Annotated in this window: 19 protein-coding genes; 12 read left to right on the forward strand and 7 right to left on the reverse strand. The window is 58.2% G+C overall.

Annotated features, from left to right (window positions below; translation table 11 throughout):
- The first annotated feature begins 9 nt into the window (after positions 1–9).
- The 3 genes from fdhF (at position 10) to AC1RKC_RS01515 (ending at position 5707) form a co-directional block, all read left to right on the forward strand.
- On the forward strand, positions 10–2166 hold the full coding sequence (gene fdhF / locus AC1RKC_RS01505) for a formate dehydrogenase subunit alpha (RefSeq protein ID WP_048758919.1): 2157 nt from the start codon (positions 10–12) through the stop codon (positions 2164–2166).
- Positions 2167–2369: 203 nt separating this feature from the next.
- Positions 2370–4682: a carbamoyltransferase HypF gene (gene hypF, locus AC1RKC_RS01510; protein ID WP_493092209.1), complete on the forward strand. Its 2313-nt coding sequence runs from the start codon at positions 2370–2372 to the stop codon at positions 4680–4682.
- A complete protein-coding gene (locus AC1RKC_RS01515; protein ID WP_493092208.1) occupies positions 4676–5707 on the forward strand; it encodes a HoxN/HupN/NixA family nickel/cobalt transporter in 1032 nt (343 codons plus the stop codon). The genes hypF and AC1RKC_RS01515 overlap by 7 nt, the downstream gene beginning before the upstream one ends.
- A 40-nt stretch (positions 5708–5747) precedes the next feature.
- Here AC1RKC_RS01515 and AC1RKC_RS01520 read toward each other — a convergent pair whose 3' ends face one another.
- From AC1RKC_RS01520 to AC1RKC_RS01545, 6 genes are all read right to left on the reverse strand, one after another.
- Positions 5748–6956 (reverse strand): MFS transporter, encoded by a 1209-nt coding sequence (locus AC1RKC_RS01520; protein WP_493092207.1) that lies wholly within the window; start codon positions 6954–6956, stop codon positions 5748–5750.
- A gap of 227 nt (positions 6957–7183) precedes the next feature.
- The gene (locus AC1RKC_RS01525; RefSeq protein WP_142815206.1) at positions 7184–8182 is read right to left on the reverse strand and encodes a VOC family protein; all 999 of its coding nucleotides are present in this window, start codon (positions 8180–8182) and stop codon (positions 7184–7186) included.
- Positions 8183–8223: 41 nt separating this feature from the next.
- Positions 8224–9711 carry an aldehyde dehydrogenase family protein gene (locus tag AC1RKC_RS01530; protein WP_493092206.1) on the reverse strand — a complete coding sequence of 496 codons (1488 nt, stop codon included), beginning with the start codon at positions 9709–9711 and terminating at the stop codon, positions 8224–8226.
- A gap of 33 nt (positions 9712–9744) precedes the next feature.
- Entirely contained in the window at positions 9745–10599 is an 855-nt protein-coding gene (locus tag AC1RKC_RS01535; RefSeq protein WP_493092205.1) for a fumarylacetoacetate hydrolase family protein, read from the reverse strand.
- Positions 10596–11336 carry a GntR family transcriptional regulator gene (locus AC1RKC_RS01540; RefSeq protein WP_048758932.1) on the reverse strand — a complete coding sequence of 247 codons (741 nt, stop codon included), beginning with the start codon at positions 11334–11336 and terminating at the stop codon, positions 10596–10598. The genes AC1RKC_RS01535 and AC1RKC_RS01540 overlap by 4 nt, the downstream gene beginning before the upstream one ends.
- Positions 11337–11360: 24 nt before the next feature.
- On the reverse strand, positions 11361–12140 hold the full coding sequence (locus tag AC1RKC_RS01545; protein ID WP_020826892.1) for an SDR family oxidoreductase: 780 nt from the start codon (positions 12138–12140) through the stop codon (positions 11361–11363).
- 168 nt (positions 12141–12308) lie between these two features.
- On the opposite strand from AC1RKC_RS01545, the gene AC1RKC_RS01550 reads away from it, so the two are divergent.
- From AC1RKC_RS01550 to AC1RKC_RS01565, 4 genes are read left to right on the forward strand one after another with little or no spacing between them, the layout of a single operon-like run.
- Positions 12309–13931: a GMC family oxidoreductase gene (locus AC1RKC_RS01550; RefSeq protein WP_261447295.1), complete on the forward strand. Its 1623-nt coding sequence runs from the start codon at positions 12309–12311 to the stop codon at positions 13929–13931.
- The gene (locus tag AC1RKC_RS01555; protein WP_020826890.1) at positions 13924–14580 is read left to right on the forward strand and encodes a polysaccharide deacetylase family protein; all 657 of its coding nucleotides are present in this window, start codon (positions 13924–13926) and stop codon (positions 14578–14580) included. Before AC1RKC_RS01550 ends, AC1RKC_RS01555 begins: the two co-directional genes overlap by 8 nt.
- Before the next feature lie 24 nt (positions 14581–14604).
- On the forward strand, positions 14605–16317 hold the full coding sequence (locus AC1RKC_RS01560) for an FAD-dependent monooxygenase (protein ID WP_258089685.1): 1713 nt from the start codon (positions 14605–14607) through the stop codon (positions 16315–16317).
- Complete coding sequence (locus tag AC1RKC_RS01565) at positions 16307–16504, forward strand: hypothetical protein (RefSeq protein WP_020826888.1); 198 nt, start codon at positions 16307–16309, stop codon at positions 16502–16504. The genes AC1RKC_RS01560 and AC1RKC_RS01565 overlap by 11 nt, the downstream gene beginning before the upstream one ends.
- A gap of 8 nt (positions 16505–16512) precedes the next feature.
- On the opposite strand, the gene AC1RKC_RS01570 is transcribed toward AC1RKC_RS01565, so the two are convergent.
- Positions 16513–17439 (reverse strand): LysR family transcriptional regulator, encoded by a 927-nt coding sequence (locus tag AC1RKC_RS01570; protein WP_020826887.1) that lies wholly within the window; start codon positions 17437–17439, stop codon positions 16513–16515.
- A 174-nt stretch (positions 17440–17613) separates the two neighbouring features.
- Between AC1RKC_RS01570 and AC1RKC_RS01575 the strand changes: the two genes are divergently transcribed.
- The 5 genes from AC1RKC_RS01575 to AC1RKC_RS01595 all read left to right on the forward strand — a co-directional run bounded on the left by AC1RKC_RS01575 (position 17614) and on the right by AC1RKC_RS01595 (position 24798).
- On the forward strand, positions 17614–19131 hold the full coding sequence (locus AC1RKC_RS01575; RefSeq protein ID WP_187962892.1) for an aldehyde dehydrogenase family protein: 1518 nt from the start codon (positions 17614–17616) through the stop codon (positions 19129–19131).
- 34 nt (positions 19132–19165) lie between these two features.
- Entirely contained in the window at positions 19166–20812 is a 1647-nt protein-coding gene (locus AC1RKC_RS01580; protein WP_115058827.1) for a GMC family oxidoreductase, read from the forward strand.
- Positions 20813–20814: 2 nt separating this feature from the next.
- A complete protein-coding gene (locus AC1RKC_RS01585) occupies positions 20815–21528 on the forward strand; it encodes an SDR family NAD(P)-dependent oxidoreductase (RefSeq protein ID WP_020826884.1) in 714 nt (237 codons plus the stop codon).
- A gap of 400 nt (positions 21529–21928) precedes the next feature.
- Positions 21929–23320, forward strand: a complete 1392-nt coding sequence (locus tag AC1RKC_RS01590; RefSeq protein WP_373417525.1) for a diaminobutyrate--2-oxoglutarate transaminase — start codon at positions 21929–21931, stop codon at positions 23318–23320.
- 5 nt (positions 23321–23325) lie between these two features.
- Positions 23326–24798 carry a pyridoxal phosphate-dependent decarboxylase family protein gene (locus AC1RKC_RS01595; RefSeq protein ID WP_258089687.1) on the forward strand — a complete coding sequence of 491 codons (1473 nt, stop codon included), beginning with the start codon at positions 23326–23328 and terminating at the stop codon, positions 24796–24798.
- Positions 24799–24830: the final 32 nt, after the last annotated feature.

Raw genomic sequence — 24830 nt, forward strand, 5'->3', positions numbered from 1 at the left:
ACTGAACCGATGAAAAAAATCACAACCGTCTGCCCTTACTGCGGTGCAGGCTGCAAAATGAAACTGGTGGTCGATAACGGCAAAATCATTCGCGCCGAGGCGGCTGACGGCGTGACCAATCAGGGTGAACTGTGTCTGAAAGGCTATTACGGCTGGGACTTCCTGAACGACACCAAACTGTTGACCCCGCGTCTGAGCCAGCCGCTGATTCGGCGGCAGAAAGGCGGCAAGTTTGAGGCCGTCAGTTGGGATGAAGCGATCAGCTATACCGCACAGCGGCTGCAGCAGATTAAAGACCAGCACGGTGCCAGCGCCATCATGCACACCGGTTCCTCTCGCGGGACCGGCAATGAAACCAACTATGTGATGCAGAAGTTCGCCCGCGCGGTGATCGGCACCAATAACGTCGACTGCTGTGCCCGCGTCTGCCACGGGCCTTCGGTCGCGGGTTTGCAGGCCACGCTCGGTAACGGTGCCATGAGTAACTCGATTGGCGATATCGAAAACTCCAAGTGTCTGCTGATCATCGGTTACAACTGTGCCGACTCGCACCCCATCGTGGCGCGCCGGGTGCTTAAGGCTAAAGAGAAAGGCGCGCAGATCGTCGTGTGCGACCCGCGCCGGATAGAAACTGCACGTATTGCCGACCAGCATCTGCAGATCAAGAACGGCTGCAACATGGCGCTGGTGAATGCGTTCGCCTACGTGCTGATTGAAGAGAATCTTTATGACCGCGATTACGTGGCCAAATACACCGAGGGATTCGAGGCCTACCGGCAGCAACTGGCGGATTATGCGCCAGAAGCGGTGGAACACCTGACCGGCGTTACCGCACAGCAGATCCGCCAGGCCATGCGCACCTATGCCAGCGCCCCTTCGGCCACCATCATGTGGGGCATGGGCGTGACCCAATTCGGCCAGGCGGTTGACGTGGTCAAAGGCCTCGCCAGTTTGGCGCTGCTCACCGGCAATTTGGGTCGCGCCAACGTGGGTGTCGGCCCGGTACGCGGGCAGAACAACGTACAGGGTGCCTGCGATATGGGTGTGCTGCCCAATGAATTCCCTGGCTATCAAGCGGTTACCGATGCGGCCGTGCGCGCCAAATTCGCCGCAGCCTGGGGAATCGACGCCACAAAAATGGATCCCAACGTCGGCTATCGCATCACCGAAATCCCGCACCTGGTGCATGAAGGCAAAGTGAAAGCCTACTACATCATGGGGGAAGATCCCTTGCAGACCGAGGCCGATCTGAGCCTGGTGCGCAGCGCGTTCGAAGCGCTGGAATTTGTGGTGGTGCAAGACATCTTTATGACCAAAACCGCCGAACAGGCGGATGTGATCTTGCCTGCCACCTCCTGGGGCGAACATGGCGGCGTCTTCTCCTGCGCCGATCGCGGGTTCCAGCGTTTCGAAAAAGCCATTGAGCCGCAGTACAACGTCAAGCGCGACTGGGAAATCATCAGCCTGTTGGCCAGCGAAATGGGCTATCCGATGCACTATGAGGATAACCAGCAGATCTGGGACGAAATGCGCGAACTCTGCCCGCTGTTTTACGGCGCCACTTACGAAAAAATGGGCGAGCTCGGTCATGTGCAATGGCCTTGCACTTCGCTGGAAAGCCAGGGGACGCCGTACCTGTATCAGGGTAACCAGTTCACAACGCCGTCCGGTAAAGGGCAACTGTTCGCCACCACCTGGCGTGCGCCGGCCGAGATCCCGGATGCAGATTACCCACTGGTGCTCTGTACCGTGCGTGAGGTTGGGCATTACTCCTGCCGTTCGATGACCGGCAACTGTGCCGCCTTGCAAACGCTGGCGGATGAGCCCGGCTTCGTGCAGATCAACCCTCAGGATGCCGCCGCGTTGGGCATTGCCGACCAGCAACTGGTGTGGGTTGCCTCTCGTCGCGGCAAAGTGATCAGTCGAGCCAACTATAACGAGCGTATTAACCTGGGTGCGGTGTATATGACCTACCAGTGGTGGATTGGCGCCTGTAACGAACTGACGCAGGAAAACCTGGATCCGATCTCCAAAACGCCGGAAACCAAATACTGTGCGGTAAAACTGGCGGCGATTACCGACCAGCACTGGGCGGAGAACTATGCGCAGCAAAGCTACAGTGATATGAAAGCTCGCCTGCGCCGCGCCGCAGAAGACGTGATGTAATCCCGTCATACTTGAAGCTGCCTCTGTGTTGGCGGCAAGCGCTCACCCCAGTCACTTACTTAAGTAAGCTCCTGGGGATCCCCGCTCTTGCCGCCTTGATGCAACTCCAATTATTTAGGGAATACCAGGGAATAAATTGACAGGAGGCTACGCAGGGTTGTGCCTCCTGATAATTTATAAAAACCCAAAGAGGATAATAAACCATGTCCTATCCCGGGCTGCTGCTGCGTATCAGCGGCAAAGTACAGGGCGTCGGCTTTCGGCCTTTTGTCTGGCAACTGGCCAACCAGCTCAATCTACGTGGCGAAGTCTGGAACGACAGCGCCGGGGTGGAGATTCGGCTGGTGAATCCCGTCGACCTTGAGCTGTTGCTGCATCTGTTGTGCCAGCAGGCGCCACCGTTGGCGCAGATCGACAACATTCAGCAACGGCCCTTTACCTGGCTGAAAAAGCCCGATGATTTTCGCATCCGCGCCAGCCAACGCGGTGCTATGACGACCCAGATTGTTCCCGATGCCGCGACCTGCCCAAAATGTCTGCAGGAAATGAACGATCCGCAGGATCGGCGCTATCGCTACCCTTTTATCAACTGCACGCACTGCGGCCCACGCTTCACCATTATTCGTGCTATGCCTTACGATCGCCCGGCAACCAGCATGGCACCGTTCCCGCTCTGTTCGCCCTGCGCCCAAGAGTACCGTTCGGCGCACGACCGGCGCTTTCATGCCCAACCGGTCGCCTGTAGCGACTGCGGCCCTCAGTTGTTCAGTTTCACCGTTGAGGGACAACCTCAGCATCAGGGGGAAGAAGCCCTGCAGCAGGCGGTAGCCGCATTAGCTGCCGGGCAGATTGTGGCCATCAAAGGGCTGGGCGGTTTTCACCTGGCTTGCGATGCTACCCAGACGGAGGCCGTAGAACGTCTGCGGCTTCGCAAACGGCGCCCCGGCAAACCTCTGGCAGTGATGCTGCCGAATATCGACTGGCTGACTCGCTGCACCCGTGGCATTGATCTGGCGCACACACAGGCTTTGCTGGCGTCCGCTGCAGCGCCTATCGTGCTGGTGCCCCACTCGTCCCACTCGCCGCTGTCTGAGGCTATCGCCCCGCAGTTGAACGAAGTGGGCCTGATGTTACCCGCCAATCCCCTTCACCATTTACTGATGCAGGAGATACAACGGCCCCTGGTGATGACCTCCGGCAATGCCACCGGCCGAGCTCCGGCATTAACCAATAGCCAGGCTTTGGCTGATTTGGCCGGCATTGCCGACCTGTGGTTGCTGCACGATCGCGAAATCTTGCAGCGCGCCGATGATTCGCTGGTGCGTCTGCTGCCTGAAGGCCATGAAATGCTACGTCGGGCGCGCGGATTTGTTCCTGATGCCCTGCCATTGCCTCCGGGCTTCCCTTCACAGCCTCCGCTATTGGCCGTGGGCGGGGATCGCAAAAATACCTTTTGCCTGCTGCAGGGAAATAAAGCCGTACTCAGTTCACATTTTGGCGACCTGCAACAGGAGGATATTCAGCAACAGTGGCAGCAGGCCATGGCGCATTTTATGGCGTTGTACCATTGCCAGCCACACCGCTTAGCCAGCGACGCTCATCCGGGTTACGTCAGCCACCAATGGGCCGCCCGACAGAGGCTGCCGGTGACCCCGGTGCTGCACCATCATGCGCATTTGGCCGCGTGCCTGGCCGAACACCATTGGCCACTGGAAGGCGGAGCGGTTATCGGCCTGGCGCTGGATGGGCTGGGGTACGGACAGGACGGCGCGCTGTGGGGCGGCGAATGCCTGTGGGTCGATTACCGCCGCTGTCGTCATCTGGGGGGATTGCCTGCGGTGGCACTGCCCGGCGGCGATCTGGCCGCGCAACAACCCTGGCGCAATCAGTTGGCGCATTTTGCACGCTTCGTGCCTGACTGGCAAAACAGCCCACAGGCCGAACGGCTATTGACGCGCGCCTGGCGCCCCCTGCTCCAAGCCATTAACGCCGGCATCAATGCGCCGCTCGCCTCCTCCTGTGGCCGTCTGTTTGACGCGGCCGCCGCCGCGCTGGGATGTGCGCCCGAACGACAAAGTTGGGAAGGCGAAGCCGCCAGTATTTTTGAGGCGCTGGCCCACCAAAGTGGCTCTTGCTCTCACCCGGTGACGTTGCCACGTTGCGCAGCACAGCTCGATTTAGGCGTGTTCTGGCGGCAGTGGCTGGCCTGGCAAGCGCCGGCCGCTCAACGGGCCTGGGCGTTTCATGATGCCCTGGCGCAGGGATTTGCCGGCCTGGCCAAACATTTTGCCGCAGAGCATAACCTCCGGCACGTGGCGTTAAGCGGTGGCGTACTGCACAACCGCCTGTTACGCCAACGGCTGCAGCATCATCTGGCCCCGCTGCACGTGCTGCTGCCACAACGGCTGCCGGCGGGCGATGGAGGGTTGGCATTCGGTCAGGCATTGGTCGCCTGCGCGCAGCGTATCCCCTTGACTCGTCTCCCGTTCAAAACCCAACAGGATGTAACATGTTAAACCGCGAGTTTTTCCATACCCATACCCGCGCCTTTTGGCTGTTGTTGACGTTAGTGGCGCTAAACCTGCTGGCATGGGGGGCGGCCTTTGCTGCCTTTCATCATCACCCGGCACTGATTGCCGCCGCGCTGCTGGCTTACGGTTACGGACTGCGCCATGCGGTGGATGCCGACCACATCGCCGCCATCGATAACGTCACCCGCAAATTGATGCAACAAGGCCAACGCCCGGTTTCCGTCGGGGCCTTCTTCTCTCTGGGGCATTCCAGCATTGTGGTACTGGCCTGCATCGCGATTGCCGCCACCTCATTGGCATTTGGCGATCGCATCGGCTGGTTGCATCAGTATGGCGCCACTTTGGGCACGCTGATCTCCTCGCTGTTCTTACTGGTGATGGCATTGTTGAACTGGCTGATCTTCCGCGACGTTTACCGCATTTTCCGTCGGGTGAAGCGCGGTGAAACCCTGGTCGAACAGGACGTAGTCCTGCTGGTGAGCGGCAGCGGCGGCGTAATGACGCGGCTGTACCGCTTTGCTTTTAATCTGGTGAATAAAAGCTGGCATATGTATTTAGTCGGCTTTTTATTTGGCTTGGGCTTTGATACGGCTACCGAAGTGGGCCTGCTCGGGATCTCCGCGACCGGTGCTACATCCGGCATGTCGGTCTGGTCAATCATGGTGTTCCCGCTGCTGTTTGCCAGCGGCATGGCGTTGATTGACTCACTGGATAATTTTGTGATGGTTGGCGCTTACGGTTGGGCGTTCAATAAACCGATTCGCAAGCTGTATTACAACATGACCATCACCGCCACCAGCGTGGTTATCGCTGTGGTGATCGGCGGGCTGGAAGGCCTGGGGCTGCTGGCCGATAAGCTGGGGCTACAGGGCGGGCTGTGGCGGGGTGTTGAGGTGCTCAATGACAACCTGGGCAGCGTCGGATACGCCGCTATCGTGCTGTTTGTGGTGCTGTGGATCCTGTCCGCGCTCAATTACCGCCGCAAAAATTATGACTCGTTAAGCGTCTAGTCCGCTTACGGCAGCCCGGTCATCCCTGGCTGCCGCCGCATTAAGAGCAGGTTGCTCCCCCCTGGGGCATCGAGGCAGCGTGGAGCGTGCGTCGACCGAGAAGCACGATAATCGTCATCACAACGCCTGCAGCAATGGCGATGCCGAAGCCTGCGCGTGCGCCATAAGCGTCGATGACCAGCCCCGCCAGCGCGGCACCCAGCGCCACGCCAATGCTGATGCCGGTGGTCATCCATGTCAGCCCTTCGGTGAGCCTGGACGGCGGTACCAGGATAGTGCCAAGGTTCATCACGACAACCATGGTGGGTGCAAAGGACATACCGGCGACGAAAATGGTCGCCATCAGAATGTAAACGTCCGCAGACAGGAGCGGCAACACCGACGTTGCCGCCGTTAGCAGCACCCCAATAAAGAACTGACGCTCTATCGGCAAGCTAACTCTGATCGCGCCAAAAGCCAGACCGGCAACCATGGAACCGAGCGCGTAGGCAGCAAGAATCAAACTGGCGGCCGTCGGCCACCCTTGTGCGTTGGCGAAAGCGACTACCGCCACATCGATAGATCCGCCAATCACCCCCATGGCTAAAAGTGCCAGCACGATGGTGCCGAGGCCCGGGATACGCAGGGTCGAGCCGCGGTGTTCAGTCGTGTTTTTGATGATTTTGGGCGCCGTCTGTCGTTGCAGAAGAAAAGCCGTGACGCCAATCACCAGCAACACTATCGCGGCGAGGGGCCCGGCTTCGGCGGCGATACCGGTGCTCAAGCCAATAGATAAAGGGGGGCCAATAACGAAGGTCAGCTCTGTCAGCACCGTATCCAGCGAGAAGGCGGTGTGGAGTTGCGGCTTGCCCCGGAAAAGCTGTGTCCATCTCGCTCTTATCATTGCCGGCATGCTTGGCATAGTGCCGGCCAGCATGGCGAGAATACACAGCAACGGGACTGGGGCACGCATATGCGCAGCGGTTATCAACGCCAGCAGCATGGTAATGCTAAACGCGGTGACCCATGGAAGCACCCTGTTCTGGCCTCGCCGATCAACCAGCTTCGATACCTGCGGACCCATGAGCGCGTTCGCCAGCGTAAATATACCGGCTACCGCACCAGCCAACCAATAGTGACCGCTCTGCTGTACCAACATGGTGATAATACCGATGCCGATCATCGCCTGCGGTAAACGGGCAACCGAGCTCGCAATCACTAACCCCCCGACGCCGGGCGTGGTCAGAAGTTCGCGATAGGGATTAGCCATAACCTCTCCAGTTCGTCATTCGGCATCGTGGCGGGATATCCGTATCGATGCTTTGTGCCACAACCACGACGTTGTGGATAAACGGAGTCATGGCGGCTCCGACTGTCATTTCAGCCGGACCATATTGGTTGAAAAAAAACGGAAGTAAAGGCCGATGTTATTGCCCGGAGAGTTTCCGGGCACAAGGTTATCCAAGGGTTGCCCTGGCATGGTTCAGGCATCAAGCCCTATTGGCGGGATAAGTACTCTTCCAGCACCAGCGGATAGCCCTCGGTGGTCGGTTCTACCGGCGTGTTGGCAAAGGCACTGGCTTCGGTGACCCATTTGCGCTGCGGCGGCAGCCCCCAGGGCAGTAACTGCTGGCGTTGATCGGGTGCAAGAATATTGGTTTCCAGCTCAATATCGATTATCTGATAAGGGGTGTTGTGCAGCTCGATACGATGCCCGTCCGGATCCCGCAGATAAACATAGAGGACATGGCCCATGCCGTGCCTGCCCGGCCCGCGTTCAATGCTGCTGCCGAAGCCCAGATTGCCGGCAGTGTCGCAGGCGCGCAGGATCTCTTGCGAATCGGGGATGGTATAACCGAAGTGATGCAGACGCGGGCCGGGGCCATGCAAGTACACCAGATCCTGCGTATTGCCTTTGCGTTGTAAGAATGCGGCCCCCATTCCACCCTCATTGAAATAGATGTCTGTCGCACGGAATCCCAGCTTCGTCATGTAAAATTCGGCTGCCCGCTGCACGTGGGGAGTGTGCAACTGGAAGTGATCCAGCCGCTGGGCGCTGCCGCCACGGTACAGATGCACCTGATGGTGCAAGCGCGGCACCACGGGCATTGAGGCGCACAGTTCGATCAGCGTACCAGTCGGATCGGTGAAATGCAGAGTACGCCCCTGAAACGGCACTTCGGCCCAACAATTTTCCAACCCTTGCTGGTCCAAAAACAGCTTGGCCAACTCCAGATCTTTTTCACGAAAAACACGCAGGCCAACGCGTTCGCACTGGGGCTCCGCCTTGCTGAGCTTGATAACCAGACTGTGGTGGCAAGCCTCTTCCAGCCCGCGCAAATAGAGCCGGTCCTCTTCCCGATGGGTCAGCACCATGCCGATCACCTGGGTGTAAAACAGCTCACTGGCGGCCAGATCACGCGAGGTCAGCACCAGATGGCTGGCGCGGGTAATGGAAAATGGCGGATCGTATTCGGTGAGGGGCAATGTGGTCATTGTGATTCCTTACCGGGGCCGTGGCCCCGTTTCCGTGGGATTCAGTAGCACATGATGACGGATTTAAGTTCGGTATAGGACTCGATAAACGCGCTGCCGAACTCGCGGCCAATACCGGAGGCTTTCATCCCGCCGAACGGCACCGCCGGATCCATAATGGTGTGCGAATTTACCCATACCATCCCGGCCTCAATCCGCCGCATCAAATCCATCGCCTTGCTGAAGTCATTGGTCCAGATACTGGCGGACAGGCCATAGGACGAATCATTCATCAAATGCAAGAGTTGCTCTTCATCCTCAAACGGCATAAAGCTCAGCACGCCGGCGAAGGCTTCTTCACGCATCAGCGGATCGTCCTGACCGGTGGCGCGGATCACCGTCGGGGTCACATAGAACCCCTCTCCGTCCAGCACCGTACCGCCACTCAGTACCTGGTCATGGCTGTGCGCCTGATCAAACATCGCCTTGATGCGGTTAAAATGCGCCTGGTTAGCCAACGGACCGTACTGCGTGGCTTCGTCCATCGGCGAACCTATTTGCAGCGCCTCGACCCGGGCGATAACCTGCTCGACAATCTCGTCGAAGCGCGACGCATGAATATAAAACCGCTCGGCAGAGGAACAGACCTGCCCCTGATGCACCAGCCCGGCGAGCATAATGCCGTCCACCGCCCGCTGGGTATCGACGTCGGCAAGAAACGCCGCCGGGTTTTTTCCACCCAACTCCAGGGTGATGCGGGTCAAATCGGCTTTTATCGCCGCCTGGCCGATCGCGATACCGGCCGGAACCGAACCGGTGAAACTGACTTTATTGACCCGTGGATGCTCGATCAGCCACTGCCCCACCTGGCGTTCGCCATTGACCACGTTGAACACGCCCGCAGGCACCCCGGCCTGATGGGCCAACTGCGCCAGACGCAGCAGGGTCAAAGGTGCAAACTCACTGGGTTTGACCACGATGCAACACCCGGTGCACAAGGCGGCTGCAATTTTCCAAATGGCGATCATCACCGGGAAATTCCAGGGAATAATGGCCGCCACCACGCCCACCGGCTCGCGGTAAGTCATCGCGGTATATCGCTCGCCGTTAAACGAAGGGATTGACGGCGCGAGGGTTTCACCATGCAGTTTGGTGGCCCAACCGGCGTAATACCGGATGAAAACGCAGGTATGGTCAACCTCGAACAGCCTGGAGGAACCGATCAGCTTACCGTTGGTCAGGGTTTCCAACTGGGCAATCTCCTCTCTGTGGGCCTCCAGCAGATCGGCAAAGCGTAACAGTATCTGCTGACGCTGGGCCGGCAGGCTTTTTCCCCATTCGCCCTTCAGCGCCCGGTCAGCCGATTGCATCGCCTGCTCCACTTCGTCGGAGGTGGCACCAGCCACGTTGGCGATCGTCTGGCCATTGGCCGGATTGACTACCGGCAAGCGTTGCCCGCCCGCCGCCGGGATCAGTTGTCCATCGATAAACTGCCCATGTTCCTGCGCCAGAAAGGCGGAAACCTGTGGAAGCACTTTGATATCAGCCATCGTAATCCACCTCGTTTGTCGGAAAAGAGTCCTTTAACGCCCTAAGGCGTCGTCAATCACCGGGTTACTCAGGGTGCCGATACCGGCAATCTCAACCTCCACCCGATCCCCCGCTTTCATCCAGACCGGTGGCTGTCGGAATGCGCCAACGCCACCGGGCGTACCGGTCACCAGCACATCGCCGGGCAGCAGATCGGTAAATGCCGAGCAATACTCGATCAGCGCCGGAATCGAGAAAATCAGGTCATCGACAGAGGCTTGTTGCATCACCTGCCCGTTCAGACGGGTTTCCAGCGTTAGCGCACGCGGGTCGGGAATGTCGTCGGCACTGACCAGCCAGGGACCAAAGGCCGCGGTGTGGCGGAAGTTTTTACCGGGAGTGAATTGCGAGCTGTGCCGCTGCCAGTCGCGCACGCTACCGTCGTTGTAGCAGGCGTAACCGGCGATATGCTGCATGGCATCGCGCTGGGCAATGCGGCGCCCCCCTTTACCTATCACCACGGCCAGCTCGCCTTCATAGTCAAATTGAGACGACTCCGGCGGTGCCAGCAGCGGCTGCTGATGTCCGACCTGCGAAGAAGGCAGCCGCAAAAACAGCGTTGGCCGATCGGGTTCCTCCCGGCCGGTTTCCAGCAGGTGCGGGCGGTAATTCAGCCCCACGCAAATAATTTTGTCCGGGTTGGGCACCGGCGGCAACCAACTGACCTCGCTGGCTTTCAGGGTGGCAGGCGCATTCACAAACGGCAGGAACACGTTAAAACTGCCGGCGACTAACGCGCTACGCACGTCCGGATAGGGCAATGACTGGCTGCAGTCGACAATCTCGTCGACTCCGCGCAGCAGGCCATAACCTGCACGCCCCTGGCTAATAAAACTGACGATCTTCATTTGGCCTCCGGGGACGCAGCCGCGCCGTTGAATATGGTGCTGTCGGCCTGGTTGATAATCCGCTGCACGGTGCTTTGATAATGCTGACTAAGCAGCTCGACGGCGCGGTCGGCATCGCGCGCCAGCACCGCATCCATGATGGCCTGATGCTCACCGTCGACATCGCGCGGTGAATCCATCCCTTCCAGCTCATAACCGAACCGCAGGCGGCGATAGCGCTCCGACTGATCGAACAGCAAGTCGGAAAAGCGCAGCATCCACGGTGAATTGCAGGCCATCAGCAGGCTGCGATGAAAGCTGTAATGGAGCTGGCTCCAGTTTGCCGAGTGATCTTCGTCATCCATGCGCGGGCAGCGCGTCAGTCGGTGAAAGGCGGCGATAATCCCCGCTTCCCATTCGGCATCGCCGTTGGCAATCGCTAACCGCAAAGCATGGGTTTCGATCAGTTGTCGATTGGCGGTAATGTCTTTCAGTTCGCTGAGTGATACCTCACTGGCACGAAAACCGCGTTGCTCGTGGGCGGTCACCAGCCCTTCCGTCACCAACCGCGACAGCGCCTCACGCACCAGCCCTGGGCTGATGTCCAATTCACCGGCGATATTGCCGATCACCAGTTTGCTGCCCGGCGAGTATTCACCGTTGATAATCCGACGGCGGATCAGCGCCACGGCGGCGCCGCTCAGGCTTTTGAAAGTCCCATTCTGCAATTGCAGGTTTTCTGTTTGTTTGCTGTTCATTCGCTGTTTTATCTCGCAGTACGGTTATAACAACGCTGGATAGGCGCCGCCGTCCAGGTGCATGTTTTGCCCGGTAATAAAGCCGCTCAGGTCGCTGCACAGGTAAACACAGGCCGCGCCGAATTCGGCAGGCTGGCCCATGCGACCGGCGGGGATCGAGTCAATCTGTCGTTGGCGCGCCTGTTCGAAGGTAATGCCGCTCTGTTTCATCGCCACCTGCGCCATCTGCTGCTGGCGAGGCGTATCAAAACGTTCCGGCAGCAAATTGTTAATGGTGACGTTATCGACAATGCATTCGCGGGACAACCCTTTACAGGCGGCCGTCAGACCGGCGCGGGACGCAGCGGAAAGCGTCATGTGCGCCCGCGGCGTACTGACCATCGCCGAGGTGATATTGATGATGCGGCCAAATTTCCGCTCGCGCATCCCCGGTATCAAGGCGCGGATCAACATCAGCGGTGCCAGCAAATTCCCTTGCAGCGCCGACAGCCAGGTCTGCTCGTCAAACTCAAAGAAATTCCCCGGCGGTGGCCCGGCGTTATTATTGACCAGAATATCGGCATCCGGGCAGGCAGCCAGTAAGGCTTCGCGCCCTTGTAGGGTGGTTATGTCACCGGCGACAGTAAAAACGCGCCCGCCGGTCTCAGCCTTAAGCCGCTGCTGCGCAGCCAGCAGGCGCTCTTCGTCGCGGCCATTAATCCAGACGCTGACCCCTTCTCTAAGCAGGGCTGCGGCACAGGCATAACCCAAACCACTGCTGGAAGCGCATACCAGGGCGCGTTTATCAGCCAGTCTCACATCCATAACCGTTCTCTCCTTCTAGCGAGGCAGCTCATGACTGAGCCGTGGGATGTTGCATAAATGTCATGCTATCGACAAAAAATAGTGACATCAACAAAAAATATTCTTTATATTAAAAAATATATTTTTCTTCCATCGCAAATTTTCCACCCTCATCTGCACGGAGAGAGCATGAAAGAGAATGAAAGGTACGACTACATTGTGGTCGGCGGTGGTTCTGCCGGTTGCGTGGTTGCCGGTTTGTTGGCGGCAAGAACCTCGGCGCGCATTTTGCTGCTGGAGGCCGGGCCAGAAGACAAAGGGATCTTCATCCGCATGCCGGCCGGATTTCCGGAAATTGTCGGCAAGCTGGTCTGGCCCTATCAAAGCGATGCCGAACCCCACATGGCCAATCGATCGATGAGCGTACCGCAGGGCCGTGTGCTGGGCGGTGGCAGCTCGGTGAATGGACAGCTCTACGTGCGTGGCAATGCCAGGGATTATGACGATTGGGAAACCCAGGACGGCTGTACCGGCTGGGGCTATCGCGATGTGCTGCCCTATTTTATCCGGTCGGAATGCAACCAAAGCCTGCACGACGACTATCACGGCGATAGCGGCCACCTGAAAGTCAGCGACTCCGGTTATCGCCATCCGCTCAGCTACGCCATCGTCAAAGCCGGTCAGGAGCTGGGTTATCCCTATCTCAATGACTTTAACGGCGCCAGCCAGCAAGGCATAGGCTTCTATCAAACTACCACCTATCAGGGGCACCGTTGCAGCACCTCGGTGGCCTATCTGGCACCGGTGCGCCAACACGCGAATCTCCAGGTGATGACCGGCGTGCTGGTTGAGCGCCTGTTGCTGGAGCAGGATCGTGCTACCGGCGTGGTATTTACTGACGCCGAGGGGAAACGCCAACAGGCGCTGGCCAGCCGGGAAGTGGTGTTATGCGCCGGCGCCATCGGAACCCCAAAACTGTTGATGCTGTCCGGCATCGGTCCAGCGGAGCATCTGCGCGAAGTCGGCGTCAAACTCCTGGTCGACAGCCCTCTGGTCGGCCAACGCCTGCAGGATCATCTGCATTTTTCGCTGATTGCCAGCCTGCGAAAGCCGATTAGCCTGCTCGGGCAAGACAAAGGCCTGAAGGCGTTGGCGAACGGTCTGGAATGGCTGCTGTTCAAACGCGGTATCTGCGCCTCCAACCTGCTGGAGTGCGGCGGTTTTTTCGCCACCGGCGACGACGATCGGCCAGATGTGCAGCTGATGGGGCTGGCGGCGTCGGATAACGTCGACGACAAGGGAAAACAGGCGCAAAACCAGCATGCCCTATCCCTCAAGCTGGCGCACCTGCGGCCACAGGCCAGGGGTGAAGTCCGGTTGCGCGACGGCAATCCACGTTCGTTACCGCGCATCAGCCTCAATTATATGGGGACAGCGGAAGATGTCGCTGCGCAGGTCAGAGCGGTACGTCTTGGCTTGCAGCTGTTCCAGGCCCCGGCGTTGGCGTCACTGATTGATCAGGTTCTGTTGCCCGCGCCGAATTTGAACAGCGATGAACAGTTGGCGTCGTTCGTGCGCGAGCATGGCAAAACGGAGTATCACCCTACCGGTACCTGCCGCATGGGGGCAGATCCCGCGACTTCCGTGGTGGATCTGGAACTTCGCCTGCGTGGCCTGGCGGGAGTGCGTATCGCTGATGCGTCGATTTTCCCGCGCATCCCGGCAGGCAATACCAATGCACCGACTATCATGGTGGCAGAGCGCGCAGTTGATTTGATGCTGGCCACTTCTCAGGAGCAGGAACATGCATAAAAAACTCACTTTGACCTTTGATAACGGTCCCCATCCCCAGGGAACCCCGCTGGTGCTGAAGACGCTGCAGGAGTTCCGCATTCTGGCCAACTTCTTCCCTATCGGCGAAAAGATCTCCGCGCCTGGCGGTGAAGCTCTGGTTAAATCGGTGAAAGACGCCGGTCACCGGGTCGGCATTCATACCCTGACCCACTCTCTGCCGCTGGGGCTGGGGGCACCGGGTTTTGCCCGTCACGAAATTACCGAAGGCCAGGCCCGACTGGGTCAATACGCCGAGTCGCCGCCGCTGTTTCGCCCCTATGCCGGTAAAGGGATCCTCGGACCGCACGTGTTGAATCAAGAGGCGGTTGAGGTGCTGCAACAGCAAGGATTCAGTCTGGTGTTGTGGAACTCGGTACCGCGGGATTGGGAACTGCCGACCGACGCCTGGGTGGCGCGTGCGCTGGAAGATATCGCCAATCAGCCCTGGACGGTGATGGTGTTGCACGATGCCCGGCCCGAAGCGATGGAGCATCTGGCGCATTTTATTGAAAAAGCGGTGTTGATGGACGTGGAAATCACGCAGCAACTTCCCGATTGGGTAATGCCGATGCAGGCGGGCCAGATCCGGCATCCCTTTTCTGAGTTGATCGCCCCTGTGGCGGAGTAACCGGCAACGACAAGGAGAATCTTTATGCAACAAGAAAACGTGATTGGTGAATTCCGCTATCAACAATATGCGGTCAAGCTACCGTCGCTGCACGATAACCGTGAACAGCGTCGGCATCGGGTGGTGATTGTCGGCGGTGGACCGGTGGGCTTATCGCTGGCGCTGGCATTGGCGAAACAAGGCATCGCTTCATTGGTGGTGGAGAATGATACCCAGGTATGCACCGGCAGCCGGGCGGCGTGCATCTCCCGCCGCAGCCTGGAGATCCTCGACAAACTGGGGCTGGCAGACATCTTTGTCGGCAAGGGTCTCGCCTGGACCCGTGGACGCAGCTTTTATCAGGGCGAGATGGTGATGCAGTTCGACATGCTGGTGGATGATAACCAGCAGTTTCCGGCGATGATCAACCTGCAGCAGTATTATATTGAGCAATTTTTGCTGGACGAGGTGCTGCGCCATGAGGATTTGATCGAACTGCGTTGGGGTACCGAACTCCAGAGCCTGGTGCATCATGACGAAGGTGTGACATTGTCACTGAATGCTGTCGGGGTCGATTACCAGTCAGAAGCCGACTGGGTGATTGCCTGCGACGGTGGCCGCAGCCGGGTGCGGGAACAAATGGGCCTGCATCTGCAGGGGGATGTGCATCATGGACGCTTCGCCATCATAGATATTGAATTGGAAAGCGAGACCCCGGCAGAACGGCGCGTGTGGTTCGAAACCGCCCTGCGCCCTGGCCCAATGTGGATGCACCGCCAACCGGACAACATCTGGCGCATTGATTACCTGCTGGAAGACGGCGTCAGCGACGAAGAAGGACTGAAGCCGGAAAACGTGCTGCCGGTCGTCGAGAGTTTTCTCGATATGGTCGGTGAAAAAGGGAAATGGCGCCCGATTTGGATCAGCATGTACAACGCCAAAGCGCTGTCGCTGGACAACTATCATCACGACCGGGTGCTGTTCGTCGGCGATGCGGCGCACGTAGTGCCAATTTTCGGCGTACGTGGGCTTAACGGCGGGCTGGACGATGCCTATAACCTCGGCTGGAAGCTGGCCTACGTGCTGAAAGGGTTGGCGCCGCCGTCGCTATTGGCCAGTTATTCCAGCGAACGTCAGAAGGCCTGGAGTGAAAATGCCGGACAAGCCAGCCGCAGCGCCGAGTTTATGTGCCCGGCGACCCCGGCCGGCAGCACGCTGCGTAATGCGGTGCTGTCGCTGGCGGCTCGCCACCCGCAGTTTTCCGCGCTGATCAATCCCCGTCAGACCCACAGCATTTGTTACGGGGATTCGCCTTTGAATACCCCGACGGTGACGGCCCCCGCGGCTGTAGGGCCCAAACTCGGCGCGGTATTGCCGGAGTTCCCCCTGTTACTGAATGGTGAGCCAACCCACCTGACCCGATTGCTGGATGCGCGACTCTTCACCCTGCTGCGCTTCCCGGCGCAGGACGCTACCAGCGCTGTGGAAATCAGCGACCATCCGTTGCTGCGCGTGGTCACTCTGGGGCGGCCTGGACAACCGCAGGCCGGTGCTGCCGGATGGGTGGAAGATCCTGATGGACAGGTGCACGCGGCCTACAGCGGGCCCGCCGGCGCACTCTATCTGATCCGACCGGACGGGCACGTCTGCTGGCGCTGGACGCAGAGTGATGATGTGGACTCTGCCGTCATCGAACAGGCCATCTTGCGGGCCAGCGGCTGGCAGAACGATAACCAAGGAGCAAAAGATGCAGGCTAAATTGACCGAACAGCAGCTCGATGAGCTGTACAGCCAGTTTTATCTGGCCGCCGAGCCGTTTACCGGCGAACCTCTGGCGCTATTTTTGACTCGCCTTAACCTGCTGTTGCTGGACGCATTGGCGAATGAAACGCTGGCGCGGGAACTGATAGCCGAAGCCGCGCGCTTTAAGTTCGACGCAGAGTAGCCCTGCGTTCAGGCAGCCGGCGGGGTGTCCGTGAGTTTCTGCCCCGGCGGTAATCTGGATTGCCGATAATACTCCGCGACAAAATCGACAAAACTGCGAATGTTAACCGGCAGATAACGCCGGTTAACATAGACCACATACAGCGATCGATGGCTCCAGGTGTAATCCCTCATTAACCTGATCAACGCGCCGCTGGCCAACGCCTCTCTCACCACGAACTCCGGCTCAAGAATAATGCCTCTGCCCTCCAGCGCGCTGGCCAACAAGGCATCGCCACTGTTGGCTCGCAGCGATCCGCATACCGGCACCTCGATCAGACGCCCCTCCTCATCCAGGTATTCCCATTGTTCCGCACGGGGCAACAGTGAGTAGACCAGACAATTGTGCTCCCGCAGTGCCTGTGGGTTGTCCGGGGTCCCGTGGTGCTTTAAATAATCGGGAGACGCACAAAGTATTCGGGGTATTTCACACAGCTTGCGCGCCACCAGAGACGAATCCGACAGATTGGCCACGCGGATCGCCACATCAATCCCTTGGTCGATCAGGTTGATCAACTGGTCGCTGAGGCAGAACTCCACCGACACCCGCGGATAACGACGCTGATAACCGGCCACTATGGTTGCCAGTTCAGCCCGACAATAGGGGTGTGGCGCACTGATACGCAAGGTGCCTGCGGGCTGCCCCTGGTTGCCCATATAGGCTTCCAACGCCTGGCATTCGCCGGCAATGCGCTGGCTGTATTCGTAACATTCCCGCCCGGCCTCCGTCAGCGTCATCGACCGCGTGGTACGGTGCAGCAAGCGCACGCCAAAATGCTGTTCCAACTCGGCAATACTCTTGCTCACGCGCGGTCGGGAAAGGTCAAGCGCCTCTGAAGCCGCCGTAAAATTGCCGCCTTTTACCACCGCATTGAATATGCGTAATGCATTCATCATGTCCACATTCACGTCCTTTCAGCACGCTCGTCATTAGCACAATATACGTCATCCATTGGTGCCTGTTCGGCACCAGTGTGATACGGCAAGCCCTCTGGTTGTTCAGCCTGACCACAGCTAGTTTAGCTTTATCCCTCGAAAGAGGATCCCCACAGACTGAAACAAGGACTCCCTATGAGTAGCCAGACGAAAACCTTTAAACAATGGCAGCAGCAGGCAAACGCACTGCAGATCGAAGGGCGTGCCTATATCGACGGTCAGTATCAGGACTCTGCCGACGGTGCCACTTTTGCCGATATCAGCCCGATCGACGGTCGGCTGCTAGCGGCGGTTGCCGACTGCGACGCCGCCACCGTGGATCGAGCCGTTGCGGCGGCGGCCCGAACATTTGCATCCGGAATTTGGCGCGACCAATCGCCGGTACAGCGCAAAAACGCCCTGCTGCGCCTGGCCGATTTGGTCGGTCAGCATCAAGAGGAACTGGCGCTGCTGGAAAGCCTGGACACCGGCAAAACCATCCATGAGTCGCTGGATATGGATATGCAGGACGTGCAGATCGCACTGCGTTATTACGCCGAGGCGATCGACAAGATTGCCGGCGAAATCGCCCCTACCAGCGACAGCTTCCACGGCATGATCACCTACCAGGCCTTGGGTGTGGTAGCGGTGATGACGCCGTGGAACAACCCGCTGATGATTGCCTGCTGGAAGATTGCGCCGGCGCTGGCGATGGGTAACTCGGTGGTGTTCAAACCTTCTGAAAAAGCGCCGTTAACCGGTATCCGCCTGGCGCAGCTGGCGCAACAGGCCGGTATCCCCGATGGCGTATTCAACGTGGTGACCGGCGGGGCTCAGGTCGGACAGGCACTGGCGCTGCACCCCACCGTGCGGGTGATGGCCTTTACCGGCTCCACCCAGGTGGCCAAACAGCTGCTGATTTATGCCGGCCAGTCCAACATGAAACGCACCTACCTCGAAGGCGGCGGTAAGAACGCGCATATCATTTTTGCCGATACGCCAGATTTGGCACGCGCAGCACGTTTTGCCGCCTTGGGCTTTTGCGCCAATCAGGGGGCGGTCTGTGCCTCAGGGACCCGCCTGCTGGTGCAGTCATCCATCAAGGAGCAGTTTGTCGCGCTGCTGATTGAAGAAGTGAACCGCTGGCAGCCGGGGCATCCACTCGATCCCGCAACCATGATGGGGCCAATGATTGATGCCAGGCATCAGGCCAATGTCCTGCGTTATGTCGACTCCGCGCGTGATGAAGGCGCCAGCATCGTCTGTGGTGGCCATGCGGACGACAGCATCGTACCTGGTGGGCATTTCTTCTGGCCAACGGTTATCGACAACGCCACCCCGACCATGACCGCGTCGCAAAACGAAATCTTCGGCCCGGTCGCTTCGGTCATCGCGTTTGAAGACGAAGCAGACGCCATCCGGTTGGCAAATGACAGCGAATACGGCTTAACCGCCGGATTCTGGACGCCGGATATCGCCAAAGTTCACCGCGTTGCCCGCCAACTGGAGGCAGGAACCGTCTGGGTCAATCACTTCCTGACCCGCGATATTCTCTCGCCTTTCGGCGGTTTCAAACAGTCAGGCATCGGCCGCGACCTGTCGTTACATGCGATGCGGCAATACGGCGAAATGAAAGCCACCTGGATTGCTCTGAAAGACGTCGACGCTCACTAAGCCCGCGCGTCCAAACCAATAAAAAGGGATCGTCATGAAACAAGATAAACTACAGACCGACGCCGGCCGCCGTCGGTTCATTGCCGCCAGTCTGGCAATGAGCGCTGCAGCCGCACTGCCTTTCTCCGGCTATGCCCGCCAGCCGGCCCCTCGCAGCACCGGGACCGGAAGCGACGACAAAAAATACGACTACATTATTATCGGCGCCGGTTCGGCCGGCTCGGTGGTGACCCGCCGGCTGGTTGATGCAGGATTAAAGGTCCTGCTGCTGGAAGCCGGGCCACGCGACGATATGCCGGCCATTCATAACCCGCCGGAAGCCATGGCGCTGTGGCATTCCGCGGTTGACTGGGGTTTTTCGACTCAACCGCAGATTTACGCCGGCAAACAGGATATTTACTGGCCGCGCGGCAAGACCCTGGGCGGTTCCAGCGCTATTAACGGCATGATGTACGTTCGTGGCCTGCCCTCCGATTACGACAACTGGGCGGCGATGGGGGCTACCGGCTGGAGCTGGAAGGACGTGCTGCCTTATTTCCGCAAAGCGGAAAACTGCAATATCGATGGCTTGTCTAACCTGCATGCTACCGGAGGGCTGCTGCAGGTATCTCGTCCCGCCATGACGCCATTGGCCCACGCCTTTGTCGAGGCCGGACAACAGGCCGGATTGCGGCTGGTGCAGGATTACAACAACGGCCAGGATTCCACCGGCGTCAGCTTCCCGCAGTACACCATGACGCCAGACGGCAAACGGGCCAGCGCCTGGGTCTGTTACGGCGATGCCATCCGCGGAGCGGATAACCTGTCGGTGATCACCGAAGCTCGGGTATTGAAGCTGCTTAACCAGGGCGATCACATTACCGGCGTGCACTTTGTACATCGTGGCACCGATTATCGCATCGAGGCCCGTCATGAGGTGCTGCTGTGCGCAGGTTCACTGATGAGCCCTTCCATTCTGCTGCACTCCGGTATCGGCCCGGCCGAGCAGCTGGAGAAAATGGGCATTAAGACCCTGGTCAACCTGCCAGGCGTGGGTGAAAACCTGCACGATCATCTGGTGTGTCCTATGGTTTGGTCTTCGCCGCAGCCGGTGGCTGTCGGTCTGGCCTCCGGCATCGAAGCGCAGATTTTCCATAAGTCAGCCCCGGAGCTTTCCGCACCGGACACCCAGTCCCTGCTGTTCACCATGCCGTTCATGCCGGGCGTTACCCAGGGTTACACTGTCACTCCAGGTCTGGTCGCACCGAAAAGTCGTGGACGTCTCTGGCTCAACTCACGTGACCCGCTGCAAGCCCCACTGATGGATCCGCGAGTCTATTCTGAAAACGAAGATCTTGAGGTCATGACCGACAAGGCCCTGCTGTTGCGCGAAGTGATGAAGCAAACCGCATTGGCACCGTGGCGCGGCAAAGAGATGGGCATGGAGGGTGTGAATAACCGCGATAAAATGCGCGATTACATTCGCCGAATGACGGCTTCCTACCACCATCAGGTCGGTACGGCGCGCATGGGGACCGACAACATGGCAGTGGTTGATCCGCAATTGCGCGTGCACGGTCTGTCTGGTCTGCGCGTGATCGACGCCTCGGTGATGCCGGTCATTCCTACCGGCAACACCAATGCTCCCAGCATTATGATCGGTGAAAAAGCCGCAGACATGATTTTGTCGAGCAAGGCATAACCATGACAACCACCGTATTGATTACGGGTGCCAACAGGGGCCTGGGTCATGAAACCGCCCGGCGTCTTGCCGGGTGCGGGTGGCACGTAGTCCTCGGCGCGCGGGATCCCCTGCGCGGCGAACAGGCCATTCAAGAGCTGGCGCAGCAGGGCCTGCATGCAGAATTGCTGATCATCGATGTGATTTCCGAGGAGTCAGTGCGTCAGGCGGCGGCGGATTTCAGCAAGGTGCACGATCGCCTTGATGTTCTGATCAATAACGCCGGCGTTTCTGGCCCCTGGGGACACCCAAGGGAAACCTGCGCCGTAGCCCTGACGGAAATCTACCAAACCCAGGTTTTTGGCGTAGTTCGCATGATGCAGGCCTTTCTCCCCCTGCTGCAAGCCGCCGCCAACCCCAGAGTGGTGATGGTGTCCAGCTCGCTGGGCTCGTTTCATACCATGACCGGCAAAAGCGGCACCTTCGAGTCCAGAATATTGCAACTGGCCTATCCCTCTTCAAAAGCGGCGCTCAACATGCTGGTAACGCAATACGCCAAGGCGTTGCCGAAAATCAAGATTAACGCCGTTAACCCGGGCTTTACCCAAACCGATCTCAACCCTCTGGGTTGCCAGACGATAACCGAGGGTACTGATGCGATCGTGGCACTGGCCTCCATCGCAAACGATGGCCCAACGGGAGGATTTTTTGATCGTCATGGCGAAATTCCCTGGTAATGCGCCAATGGCACCCTTTTCCGCTAAAGTCCGTTAATGTCTAAGCAATGCCTTATTTATATTAAGACATTGTTTCAAAATTCCTTCCGCATGTTGCTGACCTTTGTTTGAAAATTACCTTCAAAATAAACGTATTGGGCCGGTACCCTTACTTTTCTTGAGGAGGTTTTTTGTGCCGTGTCAAGCCCGCAATCGCCCTTAAATCGTGCCATTATTGGCCACAAAACAAGCAATTTATTGATTTTTATTAAAAAAACCATAAATACCCCCCGGCCAAATAACTATTGAGCCGGGGGGTAAAAAGCCATATATTGGGCCCGTTTTTCTCACGGTAGTTAATTGTTCAATTCAATAATTCAACTAGGGCGTCATTGTTACCCCCAGTTGTAGGAGAGATATGATGACGGATAAAGTCCGTATTGATAATTTCGGTGTGAATTTAGAAAGTGTAAATAACGAAACATATTTGGCGCGACAAGCTGAATTTGAATCGAATGTCAGGAGTTACCCCCGTAAATTGCCGTTGGCAATTGCGAAAGCCCAAGGCGTTTGGATCACTGATGTTGAGAATAATCAATATCTTGATTGCCTGGCTGGTGCGGGTACGCTGGCTCTGGGTCATAACCATCCTGACGTCCTCCAAAGCATCCAAAATGTCATTACCAGCGGCTTGCCGTTACATACCCTCGATCTTACAACACCGTTGAAAGATGAGTTTTCTGCCTATTTACTCTCTTTATTGCCAGGTCAAGGCCAGGAATACTGCCTGCAGTTCTGTGGCCCTTCGGGCGCAGATGCGGTAGAAGCCGCACTGAAACTGGCGAAAAAGCATACCGGCCGTACCGGCGTGATCAGCTTCTCCGGCGGTTACCACGGCATGACCCATGGCGCACTGGCGGTCACGGGCAACCTGTCGCCAAAAGAAGCCATTAACGGCATGATGCCGGAAGTCCAGTTTATGCCTTACCCGCACGAATACCGCTGCCCGCTCGGCATCGGTGGCGAAGCCGGGGTCAAAGCGCTGACTTACTATTTCGAAAACCTGATCAATGACGTCGAAAGCGGCGTGCGCAAACCTGCGGCGGTCATTCTGGAAGCCGTTCAGGGCGAAGGCGGCGTTAACCCGGCCCCGGTCGAGTGGCTGCAGCGTATTCGCAAAGTCACGCAGGAACACGGCATTTTGCTGATCATCGACGAAGTTCAGGCTGGTTTTGCCCGTACCGGCAAACTGTTCGCCTTCGAACACGCCGGTATTGAGCCGGACATCATCGTGATGTCCAAAGCGGTTGGCGGCGGTTTGCCTCTGGCAGTATTGGGTATCAAGAAACAGTTCGACGCCTGGGAGCCTGGCCACCATACCGGTACTTTCCGCGGCAACCAACTGGCGATGGCTACCGGCCTGACCACCCTGCAACACCTCAAAGATAACCAGGTGGCCGAAAAGGTTGCCGCGCAAGGCGAATGGCTGAAAGCCAAGCTGGCCGAGCTGCAAAAACGTTATCCGGTGATTGGTCATGTGCGTGGTCTGGGTCTGATGATCGGTTTGGAAATTGTGAAACCGAACGAAGCGCAGGATCACATGGGCTGCTACCCGGCTGACGGCCAGCTCTCTGCCCTTCTGCAGAAGAAATGCTTCGAAGCCGGTCTGATCCTGGAGCGCGGCGGCCGTAACGGCTGCGTGCTGCGTCTGCTGCCTTCCCTGCTGATCACTAACGACGAACTGGCTATCTTCCTGGATAAATTTGAACAGGCCCTGTTAGCTGCCGGCATCAAGCCGGTGGATGTGGAGTGAAGTCGATGTCCCGGTTAAACCCGATTCTGGCCGCTTCTGCGCAAAGCACCGAGGCGTACCAGCAAGCGATCGAACAGAGCAGTCAGGCCGTGGTGCAGTGGCTGCAACAACCCGAGATGTATCAGGGGAAAACCGTTGCCGAGCTGCGTGAACGCATCAAGCTTGATTTTACCCCTCAGGGCCTGGGCAACCAGGTCGCTATCGAACGCGCCATTGAGTATTTTTTAAAAGACAGCCTGTCGGTGCATCACCCGCAGTGCGTCGCGCATTTGCATTGCCCTAGCCTGGTGATCAGCCAGGCTGCCGAAGTGTTGATCAACGCCACTAACCAGAGCATGGACTCTTGGGATCAAAGCCCGTCAGCGACCCTCATCGAGATGAAGCTGATTGAATGGTTGCGTACCCAGGTAGGTTACCAGCCTGGCGACGCCGGGGTGTTCACCAGTGGTGGCACCCAGAGCAACCTGATGGGGCTGATGTTGGCGCGTGACGCCTTCTTCGCCAAACAGGGCCACTCTGTGCAGCAGGATGGCCTGATTGGTAATCTGAGAAAGATTAAAGTGTTATGTTCTGAAAATGCCCACTTCTCGGTGCAAAAGAACATGGCTTTACTCGGCCTGGGTTACCAATCCGTGACGCTGGTGAAAACCGATCAATTCGCACGTATGGATCTGAACGATTTGGCCGAAAAACTGGCGCAGGCCAAGGCCAATGGCGAGCAGATCCTGGCGATCGTCGCCACCGCAGGTACCACGGATGCCGGGGCTATCGACCCGCTGCGCGGCATTGCGCAATTGGCGGCGGAACATCAGATCTGGGTGCATGTCGATGCGGCCTGGGGCGGCGCCTTGCTGCTTTCCGAGAAGTACCGCGACTATCTGGATGGCATTGAATTGGTGGACTCCGTCACGCTGGACTTCCACAAACAATTCTTCCAGACCATCAGCTGCGGTGCTTTCTTGCTGAAAGAAGCCCGTCACTATGAACTGATGCGTTATCAGGCGGCCTACCTGAACTCCGAGTTCGACGAAGCTCAGGGCGTGCCTAACCTGGTGTCCAAATCCTTGCAGACCACCCGCCGTTTTGATGCGTTGAAACTGTGGATGGGCCTGGAAGCGTTGGGGCAGGAGCAATATGCGGCGATCATCGATCATGGCGTAACGCTGGCGCAACAGGTGGCTCACTACATCGGCGATCGGCCAGCGCTGGAACTGGTCATGCAGCCGCAGCTGGCCAGCGTGCTGTTCCGCTACCGTCCGCAGCAGTTAGCCGCCGCCGGCGATGCCGCCGTGGCACTGCTGAACCAACGGATCGGCGATGCGTTGCTGGAATCTGGCCGCGCCAACGTCGGGGTCACCGAGTTTAACGGCGTGACCTGCCTGAAAATGACGTTGTTGAACCCGACGGTCAGCCTGGACGATATCAAAGTCCTGCTGGCGCTGGTGGAAGAAACCGCGCAGCAGTTGCCTGCCGCCTAATCCGCCCGCTCTGCCCTAACCGGCAGCCAAAA

The sequence above is a fragment of the Serratia sp. GW822-FHT06E05 genome, assembly GCF_058799445.1.

What these genes read in the sequence shown, in the direction of transcription:
- AC1RKC_RS01550 (WP_261447295.1), top strand. Translation starts at nt 12,309, where the DNA reads ATGAAAGAGAATGAAAGGTACGACTACATTGTGGTCGGCGGTGGTTCT.
- AC1RKC_RS01595 (WP_258089687.1), top strand. Translation starts at nt 23,326, where the DNA reads ATGTCCCGGTTAAACCCGATTCTGGCCGCTTCTGCGCAAAGCACCGAG.
- AC1RKC_RS01530 (WP_493092206.1), bottom strand. Translation starts at nt 9,711, where the DNA reads ATGGCTGATATCAAAGTGCTTCCACAGGTTTCCGCCTTTCTGGCGCAG.
- AC1RKC_RS01590 (WP_373417525.1), top strand. Translation starts at nt 21,929, where the DNA reads ATGACGGATAAAGTCCGTATTGATAATTTCGGTGTGAATTTAGAAAGT.
- AC1RKC_RS01570 (WP_020826887.1), bottom strand. Translation starts at nt 17,439, where the DNA reads ATGATGAATGCATTACGCATATTCAATGCGGTGGTAAAAGGCGGCAAT.
- fdhF (WP_048758919.1), top strand. Translation starts at nt 10, where the DNA reads ATGAAAAAAATCACAACCGTCTGCCCTTACTGCGGTGCAGGCTGCAAA.
- AC1RKC_RS01575 (WP_187962892.1), top strand. Translation starts at nt 17,614, where the DNA reads ATGAGTAGCCAGACGAAAACCTTTAAACAATGGCAGCAGCAGGCAAAC.
- AC1RKC_RS01535 (WP_493092205.1), bottom strand. Translation starts at nt 10,599, where the DNA reads ATGAAGATCGTCAGTTTTATTAGCCAGGGGCGTGCAGGTTATGGCCTG.
- AC1RKC_RS01555 (WP_020826890.1), top strand. Translation starts at nt 13,924, where the DNA reads ATGCATAAAAAACTCACTTTGACCTTTGATAACGGTCCCCATCCCCAG.
- AC1RKC_RS01580 (WP_115058827.1), top strand. Translation starts at nt 19,166, where the DNA reads ATGAAACAAGATAAACTACAGACCGACGCCGGCCGCCGTCGGTTCATT.
- AC1RKC_RS01515 (WP_493092208.1), top strand. Translation starts at nt 4,676, where the DNA reads ATGTTAAACCGCGAGTTTTTCCATACCCATACCCGCGCCTTTTGGCTG.
- AC1RKC_RS01540 (WP_048758932.1), bottom strand. Translation starts at nt 11,336, where the DNA reads ATGAACAGCAAACAAACAGAAAACCTGCAATTGCAGAATGGGACTTTC.
- AC1RKC_RS01520 (WP_493092207.1), bottom strand. Translation starts at nt 6,956, where the DNA reads ATGGCTAATCCCTATCGCGAACTTCTGACCACGCCCGGCGTCGGGGGG.
- AC1RKC_RS01560 (WP_258089685.1), top strand. Translation starts at nt 14,605, where the DNA reads ATGCAACAAGAAAACGTGATTGGTGAATTCCGCTATCAACAATATGCG.
- AC1RKC_RS01585 (WP_020826884.1), top strand. Translation starts at nt 20,815, where the DNA reads ATGACAACCACCGTATTGATTACGGGTGCCAACAGGGGCCTGGGTCAT.
- hypF (WP_493092209.1), top strand. Translation starts at nt 2,370, where the DNA reads ATGTCCTATCCCGGGCTGCTGCTGCGTATCAGCGGCAAAGTACAGGGC.
- AC1RKC_RS01525 (WP_142815206.1), bottom strand. Translation starts at nt 8,182, where the DNA reads ATGACCACATTGCCCCTCACCGAATACGATCCGCCATTTTCCATTACC.
- AC1RKC_RS01565 (WP_020826888.1), top strand. Translation starts at nt 16,307, where the DNA reads ATGCAGGCTAAATTGACCGAACAGCAGCTCGATGAGCTGTACAGCCAG.
- AC1RKC_RS01545 (WP_020826892.1), bottom strand. Translation starts at nt 12,140, where the DNA reads ATGGATGTGAGACTGGCTGATAAACGCGCCCTGGTATGCGCTTCCAGC.